The organism is Sphingopyxis flava (assembly GCF_900168005.1).
GTDB lineage: Bacteria > Pseudomonadota > Alphaproteobacteria > Sphingomonadales > Sphingomonadaceae > Sphingopyxis > Sphingopyxis flava.
On the sequence record NZ_FUYP01000014.1, the window covers coordinates 75464 to 90253 of the forward strand.

Genomic DNA, 14790 nt, shown 5'->3' on the forward strand with positions numbered 1-14790 from the left:
GCTCCTTGCCTTTTGCTGGCCGGCCCCCAGACCGTATCAATATTTGGCTGCCTTGACACGACTGCGGACTGGCAAAGATTTTGAAGGGGAACCGAAAGGGACCCGGGTCCGTTTTCCCTCGCGCAAGTCAAAGGGGACCCCGACATGGCCGAGACCAAAATCTTCGCGCGGCTAAAGGCTGACCACGATCGCCACCGCAAACTGCTGGACCAGATTGACGCCACGAAAGGCGACAGCCCAGAACGCGAGCGGCTGTTCGAGGCGTTCCGCGTCGAGGTCACCGCGCATGCCGCCTCGGAGGAAATGTCCCTCTACGCGACGATGCTGGCAAACGCGGATCTGCGCGATGAGGCGCAGCACAGCGTTTCCGAGCATAAGGAAATCGAGGATATGCTGACCGAGCTATATGAAATGGATTTTGGCTCGACCGGTTGGCTTACGCGCTTCCGCACGATGAAGGATCGCTATCTCCATCATATCGACGAGGAAGAGGAGGATATGTTCCCCGCAGCCGAGGAGGAATTATCGGACGCCAAGAAGGCGGAGCTTCTGGCGATTTTCGACAAGGAAAAGCCAAAGGAAAAGGCAAAGGCGGCCGCCGAGGAGCCTTCGAGCGAGGATGAGCGCGAGTAGGAAGGGGCCTTCCCCCCCATCTCGACTTTCGGTGCCGCCCAGCCCATAGGCGCGCGCCATGACCGACAGATTCGCTTTCCAGCTCGCCGCGACCGATGGCGCCGCGCGTACCGGCGTCATTCGCATGATGCGCGGCGAGATCCGGACGCCCGCCTTCATGCCCGTGGGCACCGCGGCGACGGTGAAGGCCATGCGTCCGGCCGAGGTGCGCGCAACCGGCGCAGACATCATTCTTGGCAACACCTATCATCTGATGCTGCGCCCAGGCGCCGAGCGAATGGCGCGCCTCGGCGGGCTGCATGGCTTCATGGGCTGGGACCGGCCGATCCTGACCGACAGCGGCGGCTATCAGGTCATGAGCCTTGCCGCGCTCACCAAGCAGAGCGAGGAAGGCGTGACGTTCAAAAGCCATCTCGACGGCTCACGCCATATGCTCACCGCTGAACGCTCGATGGAAATCCAGCGGCTGCTTGGCAGCGATATCGTGATGGCCTTCGACGAATGCCCGCCCGCAGGCGTCGACGCGAAGCGCGCCGAGGCGAGCATGGAGCGCTCGATGCGCTGGGCGGCGCGAAGCCGCGCGGGCTTCGAGGCGGGTGAGGAGCATGCCTCGCGCTCAGCGCTCTTCGGCATCCAGCAAGGATCGCTCGATGAAAAGCTGCGCGCGCGCTCGGCCGCGGCGCTCGTCGACATCGGTTTCGACGGCTATGCGATCGGCGGCCTCGCGGTCGGGGAAGGGCAGGAGGCGATGTTCGCCGTGCTCGATTTTGCGCCCGCGCAGCTCCCCGCCGACAAGCCGCGCTATCTGATGGGTGTCGGAAAGCCCGACGACCTTGTTGGCGCGGTTGCGCGGGGGGTCGACATGTTCGATTGCGTGCTGCCGACGCGGTCGGGCCGAAATGGCCAGGCGTTCACCTGGGAGGGGCCGGTCAATATTCGCAACGCGAAGCATGCCGAAGATCCGGGGCCGCTCGACGCATCGTGCGCATGCCCCGTTTGCACCACTTGGTCACGCGCCTATCTCCATCATCTCGTGCGCGCAGGCGAAATGCTGGGCGCGATGCTGATGACGGAGCATAATCTCCATTTTTACCAGGCGCTGATGCAGGCGATGCGCGATTCGATCGCGGCCGGACGCTTTTCGGCCTTCCAGGCCGACTTTGAGACCCGCTATCGGCGCTGAAGATTAGTTAAGTTTGTTGAGCAGGTCGAGCATCGACTGCGGGATCGTTTCGTCGACCGCAGACTCATACGCCCGTCGCAGGGCGAGGTTAACGTCCTGACCTTTGCGGGGAATTTTCCTTTTGGCGTCTTTCCCGGGAGCCTTTTGCTGTGGCGATCCGGCTTCAGACGACATTATTGAGGTTTCCGCTGAACATGGCGCCTTCTGCTAACCGCGCTGTCACCAAAGAGCAATGGCGCGTTTGCCGCTTTCCCATGAAACTAATTTGCGGCTAGATCGTTCCCCCACCGAGCAATTATATCGGGTGCCGGGGGAGCGGGGATGAAAATGCCTGCATTTCCGGTGCTCAAGGCGGGTTTTTGATCCCGCATCAGGAGGTTGTCTATGTCATTGGGTCAGGCGATTGCGCCGCATCTTCCCTATTTGCGGCGCTATGGCCGTGCCATTTCGGGAAGCCAGGCAAGCGGCGATGCCCTGGTGGCTCAGCTCTTGGAGACGCTGGTTGCCAATCCAGGCGCTGTCGATTCGGGCGCCGACCTTCGAATCCAGCTCTATCGCATGGTCCATGACAATTTCGGGCTCGCAAGTGCGCCGCCGCCCACCGATCCCGATGCAGCGGCCGACATCGCGATCGCCGATGCGCGTTTGAGGCGGATCCCCTCGCTTGCTCGCCAGGCGCTGCTCCTGACCGCGGTCGAGGGGTTCGGTGAGGCCGAGACGGGACGCATCATCGGACGCGACGTCGAAGATGTCCGCAAGCTGATCGCCGAGGCGCTTGAGGAGATCGACCGCCAGACGCGCGCGCGCATTCTCATCATCGAGGACGAACCCATCATCGCCATGGATATCGAGATGATCGTCCGCGATCTGGGACATGAGGTCGTCGGTGTTGCAACCACACACCGCGAAGCGGTGGCGGAGGCGCAGAAGCATCAGCCCGGCCTCGTGCTCGCCGACATCCAGCTTGCCGACAACAGCTCGGGCATCGAGGCGGTGCAGGAGATACTGAACGATCTCAAGGTGCCGGTCATCTTCATCACCGCTTTCCCCGAACGGCTGCTCACCGGTGACCGCCCCGAGCCCGCCTTCCTGCTCACCAAGCCCTATCAGCCGGCAACGCTCCGCGCGGCGGTGTCGCAGGTGCTGTTCTTCGACGAGAGCACGGTCCCCGCATAATCTTTGGTCCTCCAAGGATCATTGGGGTATCGGAAAAAGCGCGCGCGGGGTTGCTACCCGAAGTAGGTCACGCAATAGCTGCGAGCCGATGAATGCCCCCCACGCTTCCGCCCGCCAGTCGGCGCTCGACCGGCTGATCGCCAACGCGCCTTTCCTCGCGCGGCTTGCCGCACTTTATCCCGATGACGTCGCACGCTACCTCGACGAGGGATGTGACGCAGCGCTCGCGCGGCTTTCGCCGCCGCCGCTCGAAGATGATATCATGCGCGCGGTGCGCCAGTGGCGAGGGCGCATCGCGCTTCTCCTCGCGCTCGGCGATCTTGCTGGCGAGCATGACGTCGCGACGACGACGCGGCTGCTCACCGCCTTTGCCGATCAGGCGTGCGACGCCGCTCTCGCCGCCGCCTTTGCCGAGCGGGTTCCGGGCGATGCTCCGCGCGGGCTCTCGATCATCGCACTTGGCAAGCTTGGCAGCCACGAGCTCAACTATTCGTCGGACATCGACCCGATCCTGATCTTCGACCCGGAAACATTGCCGCGGCGTTCGCGCGACGATCCCGACGAGGCCGCGGTAAGGATCGCGCGGCGGATGGTCGAAATTCTGTCAGCGCGCACCGCCGACGGCCATGCGCTGCGCGTCGACCTGCGGCTTCGTCCCCATCCCGAGGTGACACCTATCGTGCTCCCGGTGAATGCGGCGATCTCATATTATGAGTCGGAAGCCCTCGCGTGGGAGCAGGCAGCTTTCATCCGCTCGCGCGCGAGTGCGGGTGACCGGGCGCTCGGCGAGACCTTCCTCGCTGCGATTCAACCCTTCATCTGGCGCCGCAGCCTCGATTTCCGGCAATTGAAGGAAATCGGGGCAATGAGCGACCGGATTCGCGACCATTTCGCGCAGGGCCAGCGGTTCGGACCTGGCTATGATTTGAAGCGCGGGCGCGGGGGGATTCGCGAGATCGAGTTTTTCGCGCAGGTTCACCAGCTCATCTACGGCGGTCGCGACCCCTCACTGCGCGCGCCCGCAACCGTCGATGCGCTCGGCGCGCTGGCAAAGGCCGGACGCATCGACGCCGATGTCGCCATGCAGCTGAAGGGGCATTATGCCACATTGCGCCGGATCGAGCACCGCCTGCAGATGATCGAGGATCAGCAGACGCATAGTTTGCCCGTCCAGCCAGGCGCACTCGATGCGGTCGCGCGGCTCGATGGTGCGGCAGACGGCGCAGCCCTTCTCACCGCGCTTGCGCCCGTGGTGACCGAGGTTGGCCAGTGCTACGACCGCCTCGTCGTCGACCGCGCGTCTGGCGGCAGTCTCCCGCGCGATGAAGGCGAGCTCGCGACGGCGCTCGTGGCGGCGGGCTTTTCATCGCCTGACGCGGCGCTTCGCACGATCGCCGAATGGCGCGGCGGCAAGCTGCGCGCGCTGCGCAGCTCCGCGGCACTCGAGGCGCTCGAGGCGGTGCTTCCCGAACTCGTCAAGGCGATCGGGGCGGCCCCCGATCCGCAGGCGACGCTGGTGCGCTTCGACACGCTCGTTTCGGGTTTGCCGAGCGCGGTGGGTTTCTTCCACCTGCTCGCCGCCCAGCCCGACCTTGCGAAGATCGCGACGCGCATCCTGTCGATTGCTCCGACGCTTGCCGACGCGCTGGGCGCGCGGGTCGAACTGATCGAGGGGCTGATCGACAAGCGTGCCTTCGATGCGCCGGCGACGAAAGCCGAACTGATCGCCGAATGGGCGCCGGGACTCGCCGGGCTCGACTATGAACGATTGCTCGACCGGGTGCGCGACCGCGTCGGCGAGCGGCGCTTTGCCTATGGGGTGCAGCTCATTGCCGGGGCAACCGATCCCCTGGCGATCGCCTGCGGCTACTCCGAGCTTGCCGAAGCGGCGCTGCAGGTGCTCGCTGACGCGACGGTGGCCGAGTTCGAAGCGGCCCACGGGCGCGTTGTGGACAGCGAGCTAGTTGTGCTTGCCCTCGGCCGGTTGGGGGGGAGGGCGCTGACACACGCATCGGATCTCGATCTCATCTATCTTTTCACCGGCGATCACCTCGCCGAATCGGATGGGCCGCGGTCGCTCGGTGCGACGAGCTATTACAACCGCCTCGCACAGCGGGTGACCGCAGCGATGTCGGTGCCGACCGCGGCGGGCAAGCTCTATGATGTCGACACAAGGCTTCGTCCGCAGGGCGCGCAGGGGCCGCTGGTGGTGACGCTCGAGAGTTTCGAACGCTACCAGCGCGAAGAGGCGTGGACCTGGGAGCATATGGCGCTGCTTCGGGCGCGCCCGGTCTATGGGTCCGACGGCGCGAAGGCGGCGGTGCAACGCATCATCGACGAGCTGCTTGCCGAGCGCCGCGAACCTGGGAGGCTCGCGCAGGACGCAGCCGAGATGCGCGACAAGATATCCCAGCACAAGCCGCCCAAAGGTCCGCTCGACATCAAGGGCGGGCCGGGCGGGCTCGTCGACCTCGAATTTGCGATGCAGGTGACGCAGCTTGCCAGCGGCCAGTGCCACGATCCCAATATCGGCTCGGCGCTGGCCTGTCTGAAAGCGAGCGGGCTCGTACCTCCCGAGGTGTGCGAGGCGCACGGCCTGCTTGCCCGAATGCTCGTGATGCTGCGGCTGACCGCCCCCCAGGGAGAGCCTGCAACGCCCGCCGCGCGGCAGCTTGTTGCGAGCGCGTGCGGTGAGCCGGGCTGGCCGCAGCTGCTTGCCGCGCATGACGCGGCGCGGCAACAGATCGCAAACTGGTGGGCCTCGATTCGCCCGCCGCAGCAGGAGACCAGCTCATGACCCTTGCCATTGGCGACGCCATTCCCGCGGTGACGCTGCACGATGCCGACGGCGCCGCGATCGACCTCAAGGCGCTGAAGGGCGCACCGCTGGTCGTTTATTTCTACCCCAAAGCCGACACGCCGGGCTGCACCGTCGAGGCGCAGGATTTCACCCGCCTTGCACCCGAATTTGCCCATCTCAATGCACAGGTCCTCGCCGTCTCGCGCGATACACCGGCGAAACTGTGCAAGTTTCGCGACAAATATGGGCTCACCGTGCGGCTCGCATCCGATGAGGACGGCAAGGTTTGCGAGGCATTCGGCACCTGGGTGGAAAAGCGGAATTACGGCCGCACCTACATGGGGATCGAACGCTCGACCTTCCTGTTCGCCGCCGACGGAAAGCTTGCAAGGGAATGGCGCAAGGTGCGGGTGAAGGGGCATGCAGACGCCGTGCTGGAGGCGGCAAAGGCGCTCTAATATGACCTCGCTCGGCGAAGCTGCGCGGGCGGCTCTGCTGACGCCCGATCCGCCGGCCAAGCGCCGCGCGGCGCGCGCGCTCGCGCGCGCGTGGCGCCGCGGCGAGCTTGATCATCGCTGCGATATCACGATGCCCGATCAGCCGGCCTGGCCTGCGGCACCCGAACTCTTGCTGCCCAGCCAGATGCCGCGCCGCCGGAAGGGCGGGTCGGAGCGCGGCCGCATCGCGATGCTCCATGCGCTCGCGCATATCGAATTCGTCGCGATCGACCTTGCGGTCGATCTCGTGGGCCGGTTTGGCGGGCAGTTTCCCCGCGCTTTCGTCGATGACTGGCTCGGCGTCGCAGCCGACGAAGCGATGCATTTCGCGCTGCTCGACCGGCGCCTGCGCGCGCTTGGCAGCCATTATGGTGCGCTTCCCGCCCACGCGGGTCTTTGGGAGGCTGCGGCGGCAACAAGCGACGATGCGCTTGCGCGTCTCGCAATCGTTCCAATGGTGCTCGAGGCGCGCGGGCTCGATGTCACGCCGGCGACGGTCGAACGCTTCCGTGCCGTGGGCGACGAGGCGTCGACGAAAATTTTATCGCGTATTTACAAGGACGAAATCCGGCATGTGCGCGCGGGCACAGTCTGGTTCGGCTGGATGTGCGACGAAAGGGGATTCAACGCCGTCGAAACGTGGCAAAGCATCGTAAAATCGCGATTTCGGGGGGATTTGAAGCCGCCGTTCAACGACTCGGCGCGCCGGGACGCCGGTTTAACGCAAGAATACTATGCGGTAGTTGCTTCGTAACCTTTGCCCATGCACCAAGGCTCCCGCGGGCAGGGAATAATCCCATCCAGGCAAACAACCGGCACCGACGGGACCAGATACCGTCGGCGACATGGCGAAGAGCGGGGTCGATACGTGCGGAACGCGACACGAACGCAAAAGTTTCATCTTGGGCTGATTTTCTTCGCGCTGGCGTCGATGGGCATGAGCGCCCCGGCCCAGGCGTTCGAAACGAGCGCCGCGGGCGTTCCGGTTCCCGACGAGCCCGACGATGAGGCCTATGACGCGGGCGTGGCGCCCTCGGTCAAGGAAGACGGCGAAGCGCGCGCGGTGTTTCAGGCGTGGAAGCGCCTCGACACCGGACTGACCGCCTCGATCGGCGTTTCGGTGCCCTCGCGCCGTCCGATCGAGCAGATGTCGTTATCCTCTTCCTACGGCATGCGTACCCACCCGATTACGGGTCGCGTCGCGCGCCACAATGGCATCGACATTCCCGCGCCGCGCGGCACTCCCATTTATGCAACCGCCGACGGCATTGTTGGCCGCGCTCAGCGTCTTGGCGGTTATGGCAATTATGTCGAGATCGCGCATGGCAATGCGATCGAGACGCGCTACGGTCACATGTCCTCTTACATTGTCCATCCCGGACAGCAGGTGAAGAAGGGCGAAATCATCGGTTACGTCGGCTCGACGGGCCGCTCGACCGGCAATCATCTGCACTATGAAGTCCGTATCGACGGCGCGCCGGTCAACCCGCTGCCCTTCGTGCGTTCGGACTCGATGGCGATCGCGGCGCTTTCGGGCGATGGCAAGCCGCTCGCGATGGGCGGTCCCGAGGAATAAGAGTTTGAGGGTCGGAGAGGAGGGGCGCCCTCCGGCCTGAAGCCGGGGCGCCCTTTTCATTTGCGCGCGAAGCCCTATCTTGCCGCCATGGCCACGCAGCTTTCCGATATCGCCCTCTCGCCCGCCGCCGCCGCCCGCGTCCGCTGGATCGCGGATCGCAAGGGCGCAGCCTTGCCCGCGCTGCGTCTTGCGGTCGATGGGGGTGGCTGTTCAGGTTTCACCTATCGTTTCGATCTTGCCGAGACGATCGAATCCGATGACATCGTCACCGAGACTGACGGGGTGAAGCTGGTCGTCGACCCCGTCAGCATCGACCTTGTGCGCGGCTGCATCGTCGATTTTGTCGATTCGCTCGGTGGATCGTCCTTCAAGGTGGAAAACCCGAACGCGGCTTCGGGCTGCGGTTGCGGATCGAGCTTCTCGATCTGACGCCTTTCCTGGCGAAACGCTTCCTGCCATAGACAGGCGATGAAAATCGCCACCTTCAACATCAACGGCATCAAGGCCAGGATGCCGCGCCTCGTCGAATGGCTTGAGGAAACCCAGCCTGACGTCGCATGCCTCCAGGAACTGAAGTCGAGTGACGAAACCATGCCGACGGCCGAAATCGAGGCGGCTGGATATGGGATGCTCTATCATGGGCAAAAGGGCTTCAACGGGGTCGCAATCCTCGCGCGGGGCAGCGAGCCGGTCGAAATCCAGCGCGGCCTCGCCGGCGAGGCGGAGGATGAGCAATCGCGCTATCTCGAAGCCGAGGTTCTGGGGCTTCGCATAGCATCGATCTATCTTCCCAATGGCAATCCGCAGCCGGGGCCCAAGTTCGACTATAAGCTGCGCTGGATGAAGCGTCTGCGCGAGCGGGCAAAGGCGCTGCTCGAGGCTGAGATCCCGACCATCCTCGCCGGTGACTATAATGTCATCCCGCACGATGATGATGTGTGGGATCCTCGCGCAATGGCAAGCGATGCGTTGATGCAGCCTGATTCGCGTGACGCCTATTTCCGCATGCTCGGCGACGGCTGGACCGACGCGATCCGCAGCCGCCACCCCGCGGGGGGTATCTGGACCTTCTGGGATTATCAGGCGGGCGGCTGGCAGCGCGACCATGGCTTTCGTATCGACCATCTGCTCTTGAGCCCTGCCGTGGCCGACCGGCTGGTCGAGGCGGGCGTCGACAAGGACCACCGCGGGCGCGAAAAGGCGAGCGATCATGCGCCGACCTGGGCGGTGCTGCGCTGAGACGCCGCTGGCCTCGGCGTGCATGGACCGCGGTCAGTCGAGCGGTTTGTCGTAGATCTGATAGACGCGATTCTCTCTCGCCTCGATGGCATCGGCAACCGCAATCATCCCCTGGTTGTCGTCGAGAACCCAGCCGATGTCGCCCTGCTGCGCCCCGAAATGGGCAACACCGTCGCGGCGAATATATTCAATCATCATGAAGGCGAGAGTGCTCGCCATGCGGCTGTTCTGCAATCGCTTGACCACGCCCATCAACGGCACGCGCAGCACGCGGCTCTTCGGCTTGCGGAGCCACCAGAGCAGCCGTGCCCAGCCGAAGGGGAGGAGCGAGCCCTCCATGTCGATAAGCAGCTCGTTGATATTGGGAAGCACAATCATGAAGGCGACGGGTTCGCCGTCGACCTCTGCGACGCGGATCAGATCTTCGAACACGAGCGGCTTGAGTTTCTTGCCGACATAGGCGACCTCGCTGTCGGTCAGAGGAACAAAGCCCCAATTGTCCGACCAGGCGTCGTTCAATATGCCCAGGATTAACCTGGCTTCGGCGTCGAAGCGACGCTTGTCGACGCGGCGGATGCGGATGCGCTCATTTTTCTCGCCGGCGGCGACGATGCGATTGACGATCGGCGGAAAGCCGCCCCTAATCGCCACCGAATAATTGATCAGCCGCTTCACGGACCGGTAGCCCGCCGCTTCGACCCATGCGCGGTAGAGCGGGCTGTTATGGCCGAGCATGATCGTCGGCGGCGTCTCGAAACCCTCGACAAGAAGCCCGGGCTCATCCCAGATCGAGATTGAGAGGGGGCCGAGCGCGCGCGTCATGCCTTGCCCGCGCAGCCAGTCCTCGGCCGCGGCAAGCAGCGCCGCGGCAGTCTCGCCATCCTCGGCCTCGAGCAGACCCCAATTGCCGGTGCCCGGCCCCATGCCCTGTTCGGCGGGCTGGGCGAGCGCAAGGTCGTCGATATGCGCCGAGATGCGCCCGACCGTCCGCCCGTCGCGCCGAGCGAGAAAAAGCTGCGCCTTGCCATGTTCGAACCAGGGGTTCTTGCCGGGGGCAAGCAGGCCATACACCTCGCCCTTGAGCGGCGGCACCCACGCGGGATCGCCGCGATTGAGGCGAAAGGCGAGCTCGACGAACTCGCGCCTGTCTGCCTTCGTCTGGACGGGAAGAACGGTGATCGGACCTGGGGTGTGCGAGGCCATGGCTGGTTTCCTGAACTGGACTTCCTATCTTTATGGGCGATGCATTAGGGCATAGCTGCGGCGCTGGCGACCTGCATTTGGCCATTTTGCTGCCACGAAATCATGGTGAAGATCCCGATATGTTTGCAACGAACACCTTTGCTGACCGGCCATCGGCCGCGCCCGCGGCGCCGCTTCCCAAGTCGGCGATCGCCGACGATATGGCGATGATCCGCGCGGCCTCGGAGCTGACGCGCGATCTCGTTGTGCCGAACGCGCGCATCTATTGGGCCGATTTCCTGGCCTCGGTTTTCATCGGCTATGCCGGTGTCGCTGCCGCGATCCTTGCGCCCTCGATCCCCTGGATGTTCGTCGCCGCGCTCGTGGCAGTGCCCGCGCTCTATCGCGCGGGCAGCTTCATTCACGAGATTACGCATATCCGCAAGAAGGCGCTCCCGGGCTTTCGGCTCTGGTGGAACATCCTCATCGGCGTGCCGCTCCTCATACCCTCCTTCATGTATGAGGGTATTCACAGCCTTCACCACAACCGTACGAAATATGGCACGGTCGAGGACCCCGAGTATCTGCCGCTCGCATTGATGAAGCCGTGGACGGTGCCGCTGTTCGTCGTTGCGGCCGCCTTTGCTCCGCTCGCGCTTGTCTTTCGTTATGCGGTCCTGACCCCGCTCTCCTTCCTGATCCCGCCGCTGCGCCGGATCGTGATGGAGCGTTATTCGGGACTGATCATCAACCCGCTGTTCCGCCGCAGGCCGCCCGAGGGCGAGTTCCGCCGCCAATGGGCATGGCAGGAAGGCGGCGCCTGGGCCTGGTCGACCTTGCTCGTCGCCGCCGCCGTCTTCGGCTGGGTGCCGCTGCGCGCGCTTCTCATCTTTGGCGGCATTGCCTCGGCGAGCATCGTGCTCAACCAGATCCGCACGCTCGTCGCGCATCTGTGGGAAAATGACGGTGAGGTACTGACCGTGACTGCTCAGTTCCTCGACAGCGTCAACGTGCCCCCGCCGGGACTGCTTCCCGAGCTCTGGGCGCCCGTGGGGCTGCGCTATCATGCGCTCCACCATCTGCTGCCCGGCGTCCCCTACCACGCGCTGCCCGAGGCGCACCGCCGCCTGAAGGAGGCGCTGCCGTCCGATTCGCAATATCACCGGGCGAACTACAAGGGGTTGCCCGGGCTGGTGGCGAAACTGGTTGCGGGGTCGGCGCGGGGCGGGGCGGCCTGAACCATTCCGAACTGGCGTCAGGGCCGTGCTCAGCGCAGCCTGGCAAGTGAGGCGATAAATTTATCCCGCGCGGCGAGGCATTTGAGCCGCCTTCTTCTAAGCCCAAATGCTGCAACGGCGAACAAGGAGCAGCAGATCAATGCAAGACCCGCGGAGCTGAGTATCGCCCGCGCGTCTTCGGCGTGACGCACGATAATCTGCGCGAAGATGATGACCGAGCCCAGCGATGTCGCCCCCCAAATGCCGAGAAGCAAGCGCTCGGCTATGTTCGAGGAAAGGCTCCTGGCTGACGGGTAACGGTCCATTTGTCGAAAGGCCTATTCTTCGGTTCGGATCAGGATCATCTCGCCGATCAGCGCGAAGAGAATGAAGGGCCCCCAGGCGGCGAGGAAAGGGGAATAGGCGCCAAGGTCGCCCATCGCGAGCGCGAAATTGTCGGCGACGAAATAGGCAAAGCCCAGCGCCATGCCGAGGATCGCACGCACGAACAGCTTTCCCGATCGCGCAAGGCCGAAGGCGGCGACCGCGCCCAGGAGCGGCATCAGAATCGCCGAAAGCGGTCCCGAAATCTTGTGCCACAAGACACCCTTCAGCGCGTCGACGGGGCGCCCGGCGGCTTCGAGGTCGTCGATCGCGCGCTTGAGCTGGAGGAAGGGAAGCTCGTCGCCATCGACCTGCGCGAGGGTAAACTGATCGGGGCGCACACCCTTTGCGGCGATGATGGTGCCGAGCTCCTCGACCGTCCCCGAGCGGCGCAGGAAGCGCTTGGCGTCGGTCAGCTCCCAGCCGCCCTCGACCGCGCGGCCGCTGTCGGCTGAGAGGATCGATGAGAGGACGCCGCCCGAGCGTTCATAGATCTTGACCCCGCGAAGCACGATCGCCGGCCCGCTGGTCTCGACCGTTTCCGCGTTGATCAGGTCGTCGCCCTCGCGCACCCAGATGTTCGAGCGCAGTCCGCTGTCGCGCGGAACCTGCGCATATTCAACCTTCTGCCAGGCGCTGAGCGCACCGGTCGCGCGCGCGACGATGCGTTCGTTGAAGCCGAAGCTGATCGCAGCCACGAGCAGCGCGGCGAGGAACAGCGGCGCCAGCACCTGATGGGCGGACATCCCCGCCGCTTTCATCGCGATGACCTCGCTGTTCTGGTTGAGCGTGATCAATGTCAGGATCGTACCGAGCAGCACCGAAAAGGGCAGGAAGGTTTCGATGATCTGCGGGATGCGGAGGCCCACATAGCGCCACACCTCGGCGTCGCCATTGCCGGCGACGGCAAGGATCTTGCCGCTCTCGCCGAGCAGATCGAGCGTCTGGAGAATGATGACGAGCGCGAAGAGGATCGCGAAGGTGCGCACGAAGAAGAGCCGCCCCATGTAGAGCGCCATCGTACGCGAGGGGAAAAAGTGGAACTGGTGCATCAGGCGAGCTTCTGCTTGCGCTGGACGAGACGAAACAGCGCCTTGACCCGCTGGCCGGCCTTTGCAGCGACGCGTTCGAGGGCGCCGATCGGCTGGCCGCCTGGAACATGCGCGAGCGTGTAATACATCCAGAAGGCAAGCGCGGCGAAAAGCAGATAGGGAACCCAAAGCGCGAGCAACGGGTCGACGGCGCCGCGCGCGCCCAGATCCTCTGCATATTGGTTGATCTTGTGCTGGGTCACGAGAATCACGATCGAGAGGAATACGCCGAGGGACGAGGTTGATCGCTTGGGCGGAATGGCAAGCGCGATCGCCAGGAGCGGAATGAGGAACATCGAGGCGACCTCGACGATGCGGAAATGGAAGTTCGCGCGCGATTCGAGCCGCGTTGTCAGCGGCTCGGTCTTGTCCTTGCCGACCACGAAGAGCTCGGGGATCGTCAGCTCGCGGTCAGCGCCGCCGCGAGTCCGGAACGCCTCGATCTTGGGCAGCGGGATCGGCAGGTCGTGGTTGTCGAAGGTCAGAACGCGCGGCACGGCAAATTTGGGCGATTCGTGGATCAGCACGCCGCTCGTGAGCCTCAGAATGATCGTGTTGGGGTCGTCGGTGGCGAGGAACTGGCCCTCGGCCGCGGTCGCCGAAACCGCCTGCCCCTCCTTATTCTCGCCGCGCACGAAAATGCCGCGCAAAGATCGTCCGTCGTTGTAGCTTTCCTCGATGCGCAGCGTCATGCGGCTGCCGAGCTTGGTGAATTCGCCGACCTTGATCGAGGCACCAAGGGCGCCCGAGCGCAACTCGAACTGCAGTCCTTCATAGGCATAGCGCGCGTAGGGCTGGATGAAGCCGACGATCGCGAGGTTGAGCAGCGCAAGCGCGAAGGCGAAGGCATAAGGGACGCGCATCAACCGCCCGAAGCTCATGCCGACCCCGCGCAGCACATCGAGTTCGCTCGATGTCGCGAGGCGGCGGAAGGCGAGGAGAATGCCGAGCATCAGCCCGATCGGAATGCCGAGCGAGAGATATTCAGGGATCAGATTGGCAAGCATCCGCCACACGACGCTGACCGGGCCGCCCTCGGTCGCGACGAAATCGAAGAGGCGCAGCATCTTTTCAAGGACCAGCAGCATCGCCGAGAGGACCAGCGTGCCGAGCATGGGGAAGAAGATGAGCCGCGCGATATAGCGGTCGATGGCGGGTATCTTGTTCAAGCTTTCGTCGCCCCATCACCATGATTTGGCCGCAAATGTTTCCGATATGCCGAGTCAAGGGCGACAGGGACCCATGTCGGCGCGCGCTTTCGCGCGGCTGGCGTGGCTATAACCTCTGGAGGTATTGAGGTCATGTCGAAAATGTTTCTCGCCGGGATACTCGCCGCCGGCACCGCAGGAGCGCTGATGGCGCCCGTCGCGGCGCAGGGCGCTACGCTGGGTCCAGCGGCCGCCCTTTGCGACAGCAATGCGACCGCCGTGCTGGTCGACGTGCGCGGATTCAAGGCGCGCACGGGGACGCTGCGCGTGCAGATCTACAATGCGGACAAAAGCTATCTTGAAAAGCGCAAGTGGCTGGAGCGCGTCGACGTTCCCGTGCGCGGCGGCGCCATGCAGGTCTGCGTGCCGGTCAAGGGCCCGGGCAATTATGTCGTGTCGGTCCGTCACGACATCAATGGCAATGGCAAGTCGGACAAGAGCGACGGCGGGGGCCTTTCGGGCAACCCCGACATGAAGCTCACCGACTTCATCTTCAAGCGCAAGCCCAAGCTGGCGCAGGTCAGCTTCGCGGTCGGCGGCTCGACCAAGCGCGTGCCGATCACGTTGAATTACGTCAACGGCCTGGCCTTCGATCCGGTCTGAC

At 64.3% G+C, this 14790-nt stretch carries 16 protein-coding genes; 11 read left to right on the forward strand and 5 right to left on the reverse strand.

What is annotated here, in order from left to right:
* Window positions 1-144: 144 nt before the first annotated feature.
* Together B5X69_RS12580 and tgt are read left to right on the forward strand one after the other, a co-directional pair.
* Window positions 145-633, forward strand: a complete 489-nt coding sequence (locus B5X69_RS12580) for a hemerythrin domain-containing protein (protein WP_079639051.1) — start codon at window positions 145-147, stop codon at window positions 631-633.
* A gap of 58 nt (window positions 634-691) precedes the next feature.
* Complete coding sequence (gene tgt / locus B5X69_RS12585) at window positions 692-1816, forward strand: tRNA guanosine(34) transglycosylase Tgt (RefSeq protein ID WP_079639052.1); 1125 nt, start codon at window positions 692-694, stop codon at window positions 1814-1816.
* Window positions 1817-1819: 3 nt separating this feature from the next.
* Here tgt and B5X69_RS21505 read toward each other — a convergent pair whose 3' ends face one another.
* Window positions 1820-1990 carry a NepR family anti-sigma factor gene (locus B5X69_RS21505; protein WP_176141593.1) on the reverse strand — a complete coding sequence of 57 codons (171 nt, stop codon included), beginning with the start codon at window positions 1988-1990 and terminating at the stop codon, window positions 1820-1822.
* A gap of 210 nt (window positions 1991-2200) precedes the next feature.
* Here B5X69_RS21505 and B5X69_RS12590 point away from each other — a divergent pair, with 210 nt between their 5' ends.
* The 7 genes from B5X69_RS12590 (at window position 2201) to xth (ending at window position 9104) form a co-directional block, all read left to right on the forward strand.
* A complete protein-coding gene (locus B5X69_RS12590) occupies window positions 2201-2992 on the forward strand; it encodes a response regulator (RefSeq protein WP_079639053.1) in 792 nt (263 codons plus the stop codon).
* Window positions 2993-3080: 88 nt separating this feature from the next.
* Entirely contained in the window at window positions 3081-5789 is a 2709-nt protein-coding gene (locus B5X69_RS12595; protein WP_079639054.1) for a bifunctional [glutamine synthetase] adenylyltransferase/[glutamine synthetase]-adenylyl-L-tyrosine phosphorylase, read from the forward strand.
* Entirely contained in the window at window positions 5786-6250 is a 465-nt protein-coding gene (locus B5X69_RS12600) for a peroxiredoxin (RefSeq protein WP_079639055.1), read from the forward strand. The genes B5X69_RS12595 and B5X69_RS12600 overlap by 4 nt, the downstream gene beginning before the upstream one ends.
* A gap of 1 nt (window position 6251) precedes the next feature.
* Window positions 6252-7043, forward strand: coding sequence for a ferritin-like domain-containing protein (locus B5X69_RS12605; protein ID WP_079639056.1), 792 nt, complete (start codon window positions 6252-6254; stop codon window positions 7041-7043).
* A 183-nt stretch (window positions 7044-7226) separates the two neighbouring features.
* Entirely contained in the window at window positions 7227-7865 is a 639-nt protein-coding gene (locus B5X69_RS12610) for a M23 family metallopeptidase (RefSeq protein ID WP_079639095.1), read from the forward strand.
* Between the two features lie 87 nt (window positions 7866-7952).
* Window positions 7953-8294, forward strand: coding sequence for an iron-sulfur cluster insertion protein ErpA (gene erpA / locus B5X69_RS12615; protein WP_079639094.1), 342 nt, complete (start codon window positions 7953-7955; stop codon window positions 8292-8294).
* A 39-nt stretch (window positions 8295-8333) separates the two neighbouring features.
* A complete protein-coding gene (xth, locus tag B5X69_RS12620; RefSeq protein WP_079639057.1) occupies window positions 8334-9104 on the forward strand; it encodes an exodeoxyribonuclease III in 771 nt (256 codons plus the stop codon).
* Window positions 9105-9137: 33 nt separating this feature from the next.
* On the opposite strand, the gene B5X69_RS12625 is transcribed toward xth, so the two are convergent.
* Window positions 9138-10307 (reverse strand): N-acetyltransferase, encoded by a 1170-nt coding sequence (locus B5X69_RS12625; RefSeq protein WP_079639058.1) that lies wholly within the window; start codon window positions 10305-10307, stop codon window positions 9138-9140.
* 119 nt (window positions 10308-10426) lie between these two features.
* Between B5X69_RS12625 and B5X69_RS12630 the strand changes: the two genes are divergently transcribed.
* Window positions 10427-11524, forward strand: a complete 1098-nt coding sequence (locus tag B5X69_RS12630; RefSeq protein ID WP_079639059.1) for a fatty acid desaturase family protein — start codon at window positions 10427-10429, stop codon at window positions 11522-11524.
* 29 nt (window positions 11525-11553) lie between these two features.
* Here B5X69_RS12630 and B5X69_RS12635 read toward each other — a convergent pair whose 3' ends face one another.
* The 3 genes from B5X69_RS12635 to lptF are packed head-to-tail and all read right to left on the reverse strand — an operon-like array spanning window position 11554 to window position 14147.
* A complete protein-coding gene (locus tag B5X69_RS12635; RefSeq protein ID WP_079639060.1) occupies window positions 11554-11829 on the reverse strand; it encodes a hypothetical protein in 276 nt (91 codons plus the stop codon).
* A 12-nt stretch (window positions 11830-11841) separates the two neighbouring features.
* On the reverse strand, window positions 11842-12939 hold the full coding sequence (gene lptG / locus B5X69_RS12640; RefSeq protein WP_079639061.1) for an LPS export ABC transporter permease LptG: 1098 nt from the start codon (window positions 12937-12939) through the stop codon (window positions 11842-11844).
* The gene (gene lptF / locus B5X69_RS12645; protein WP_079639063.1) at window positions 12939-14147 is read right to left on the reverse strand and encodes an LPS export ABC transporter permease LptF; all 1209 of its coding nucleotides are present in this window, start codon (window positions 14145-14147) and stop codon (window positions 12939-12941) included. Before lptF ends, lptG begins: the two co-directional genes overlap by 1 nt.
* 132 nt (window positions 14148-14279) lie before the next feature.
* Between lptF and B5X69_RS12650 the strand changes: the two genes are divergently transcribed.
* On the forward strand, window positions 14280-14789 hold the full coding sequence (locus tag B5X69_RS12650; RefSeq protein ID WP_079639064.1) for a DUF2141 domain-containing protein: 510 nt from the start codon (window positions 14280-14282) through the stop codon (window positions 14787-14789).
* Window position 14790 lies beyond the last annotated feature (1 nt).

What these genes read in the sequence shown, in the direction of transcription:
- B5X69_RS12580 (WP_079639051.1), top strand. Translation starts at nt 145, where the DNA reads ATGGCCGAGACCAAAATCTTCGCGCGGCTAAAGGCTGACCACGATCGC.
- B5X69_RS12605 (WP_079639056.1), top strand. Translation starts at nt 6,252, where the DNA reads ATGACCTCGCTCGGCGAAGCTGCGCGGGCGGCTCTGCTGACGCCCGAT.
- B5X69_RS12630 (WP_079639059.1), top strand. Translation starts at nt 10,427, where the DNA reads ATGTTTGCAACGAACACCTTTGCTGACCGGCCATCGGCCGCGCCCGCG.
- erpA (WP_079639094.1), top strand. Translation starts at nt 7,953, where the DNA reads ATGGCCACGCAGCTTTCCGATATCGCCCTCTCGCCCGCCGCCGCCGCC.
- B5X69_RS12635 (WP_079639060.1), bottom strand. Translation starts at nt 11,829, where the DNA reads ATGGACCGTTACCCGTCAGCCAGGAGCCTTTCCTCGAACATAGCCGAG.
- B5X69_RS12625 (WP_079639058.1), bottom strand. Translation starts at nt 10,307, where the DNA reads ATGGCCTCGCACACCCCAGGTCCGATCACCGTTCTTCCCGTCCAGACG.
- B5X69_RS12650 (WP_079639064.1), top strand. Translation starts at nt 14,280, where the DNA reads ATGTCGAAAATGTTTCTCGCCGGGATACTCGCCGCCGGCACCGCAGGA.
- xth (WP_079639057.1), top strand. Translation starts at nt 8,334, where the DNA reads ATGAAAATCGCCACCTTCAACATCAACGGCATCAAGGCCAGGATGCCG.
- B5X69_RS12595 (WP_079639054.1), top strand. Translation starts at nt 3,081, where the DNA reads ATGAATGCCCCCCACGCTTCCGCCCGCCAGTCGGCGCTCGACCGGCTG.
- B5X69_RS12590 (WP_079639053.1), top strand. Translation starts at nt 2,201, where the DNA reads ATGTCATTGGGTCAGGCGATTGCGCCGCATCTTCCCTATTTGCGGCGC.
- lptG (WP_079639061.1), bottom strand. Translation starts at nt 12,939, where the DNA reads ATGCACCAGTTCCACTTTTTCCCCTCGCGTACGATGGCGCTCTACATG.
- B5X69_RS21505 (WP_176141593.1), bottom strand. Translation starts at nt 1,990, where the DNA reads ATGTCGTCTGAAGCCGGATCGCCACAGCAAAAGGCTCCCGGGAAAGAC.
- B5X69_RS12610 (WP_079639095.1), top strand. Translation starts at nt 7,227, where the DNA reads ATGAGCGCCCCGGCCCAGGCGTTCGAAACGAGCGCCGCGGGCGTTCCG.
- tgt (WP_079639052.1), top strand. Translation starts at nt 692, where the DNA reads ATGACCGACAGATTCGCTTTCCAGCTCGCCGCGACCGATGGCGCCGCG.
- B5X69_RS12600 (WP_079639055.1), top strand. Translation starts at nt 5,786, where the DNA reads ATGACCCTTGCCATTGGCGACGCCATTCCCGCGGTGACGCTGCACGAT.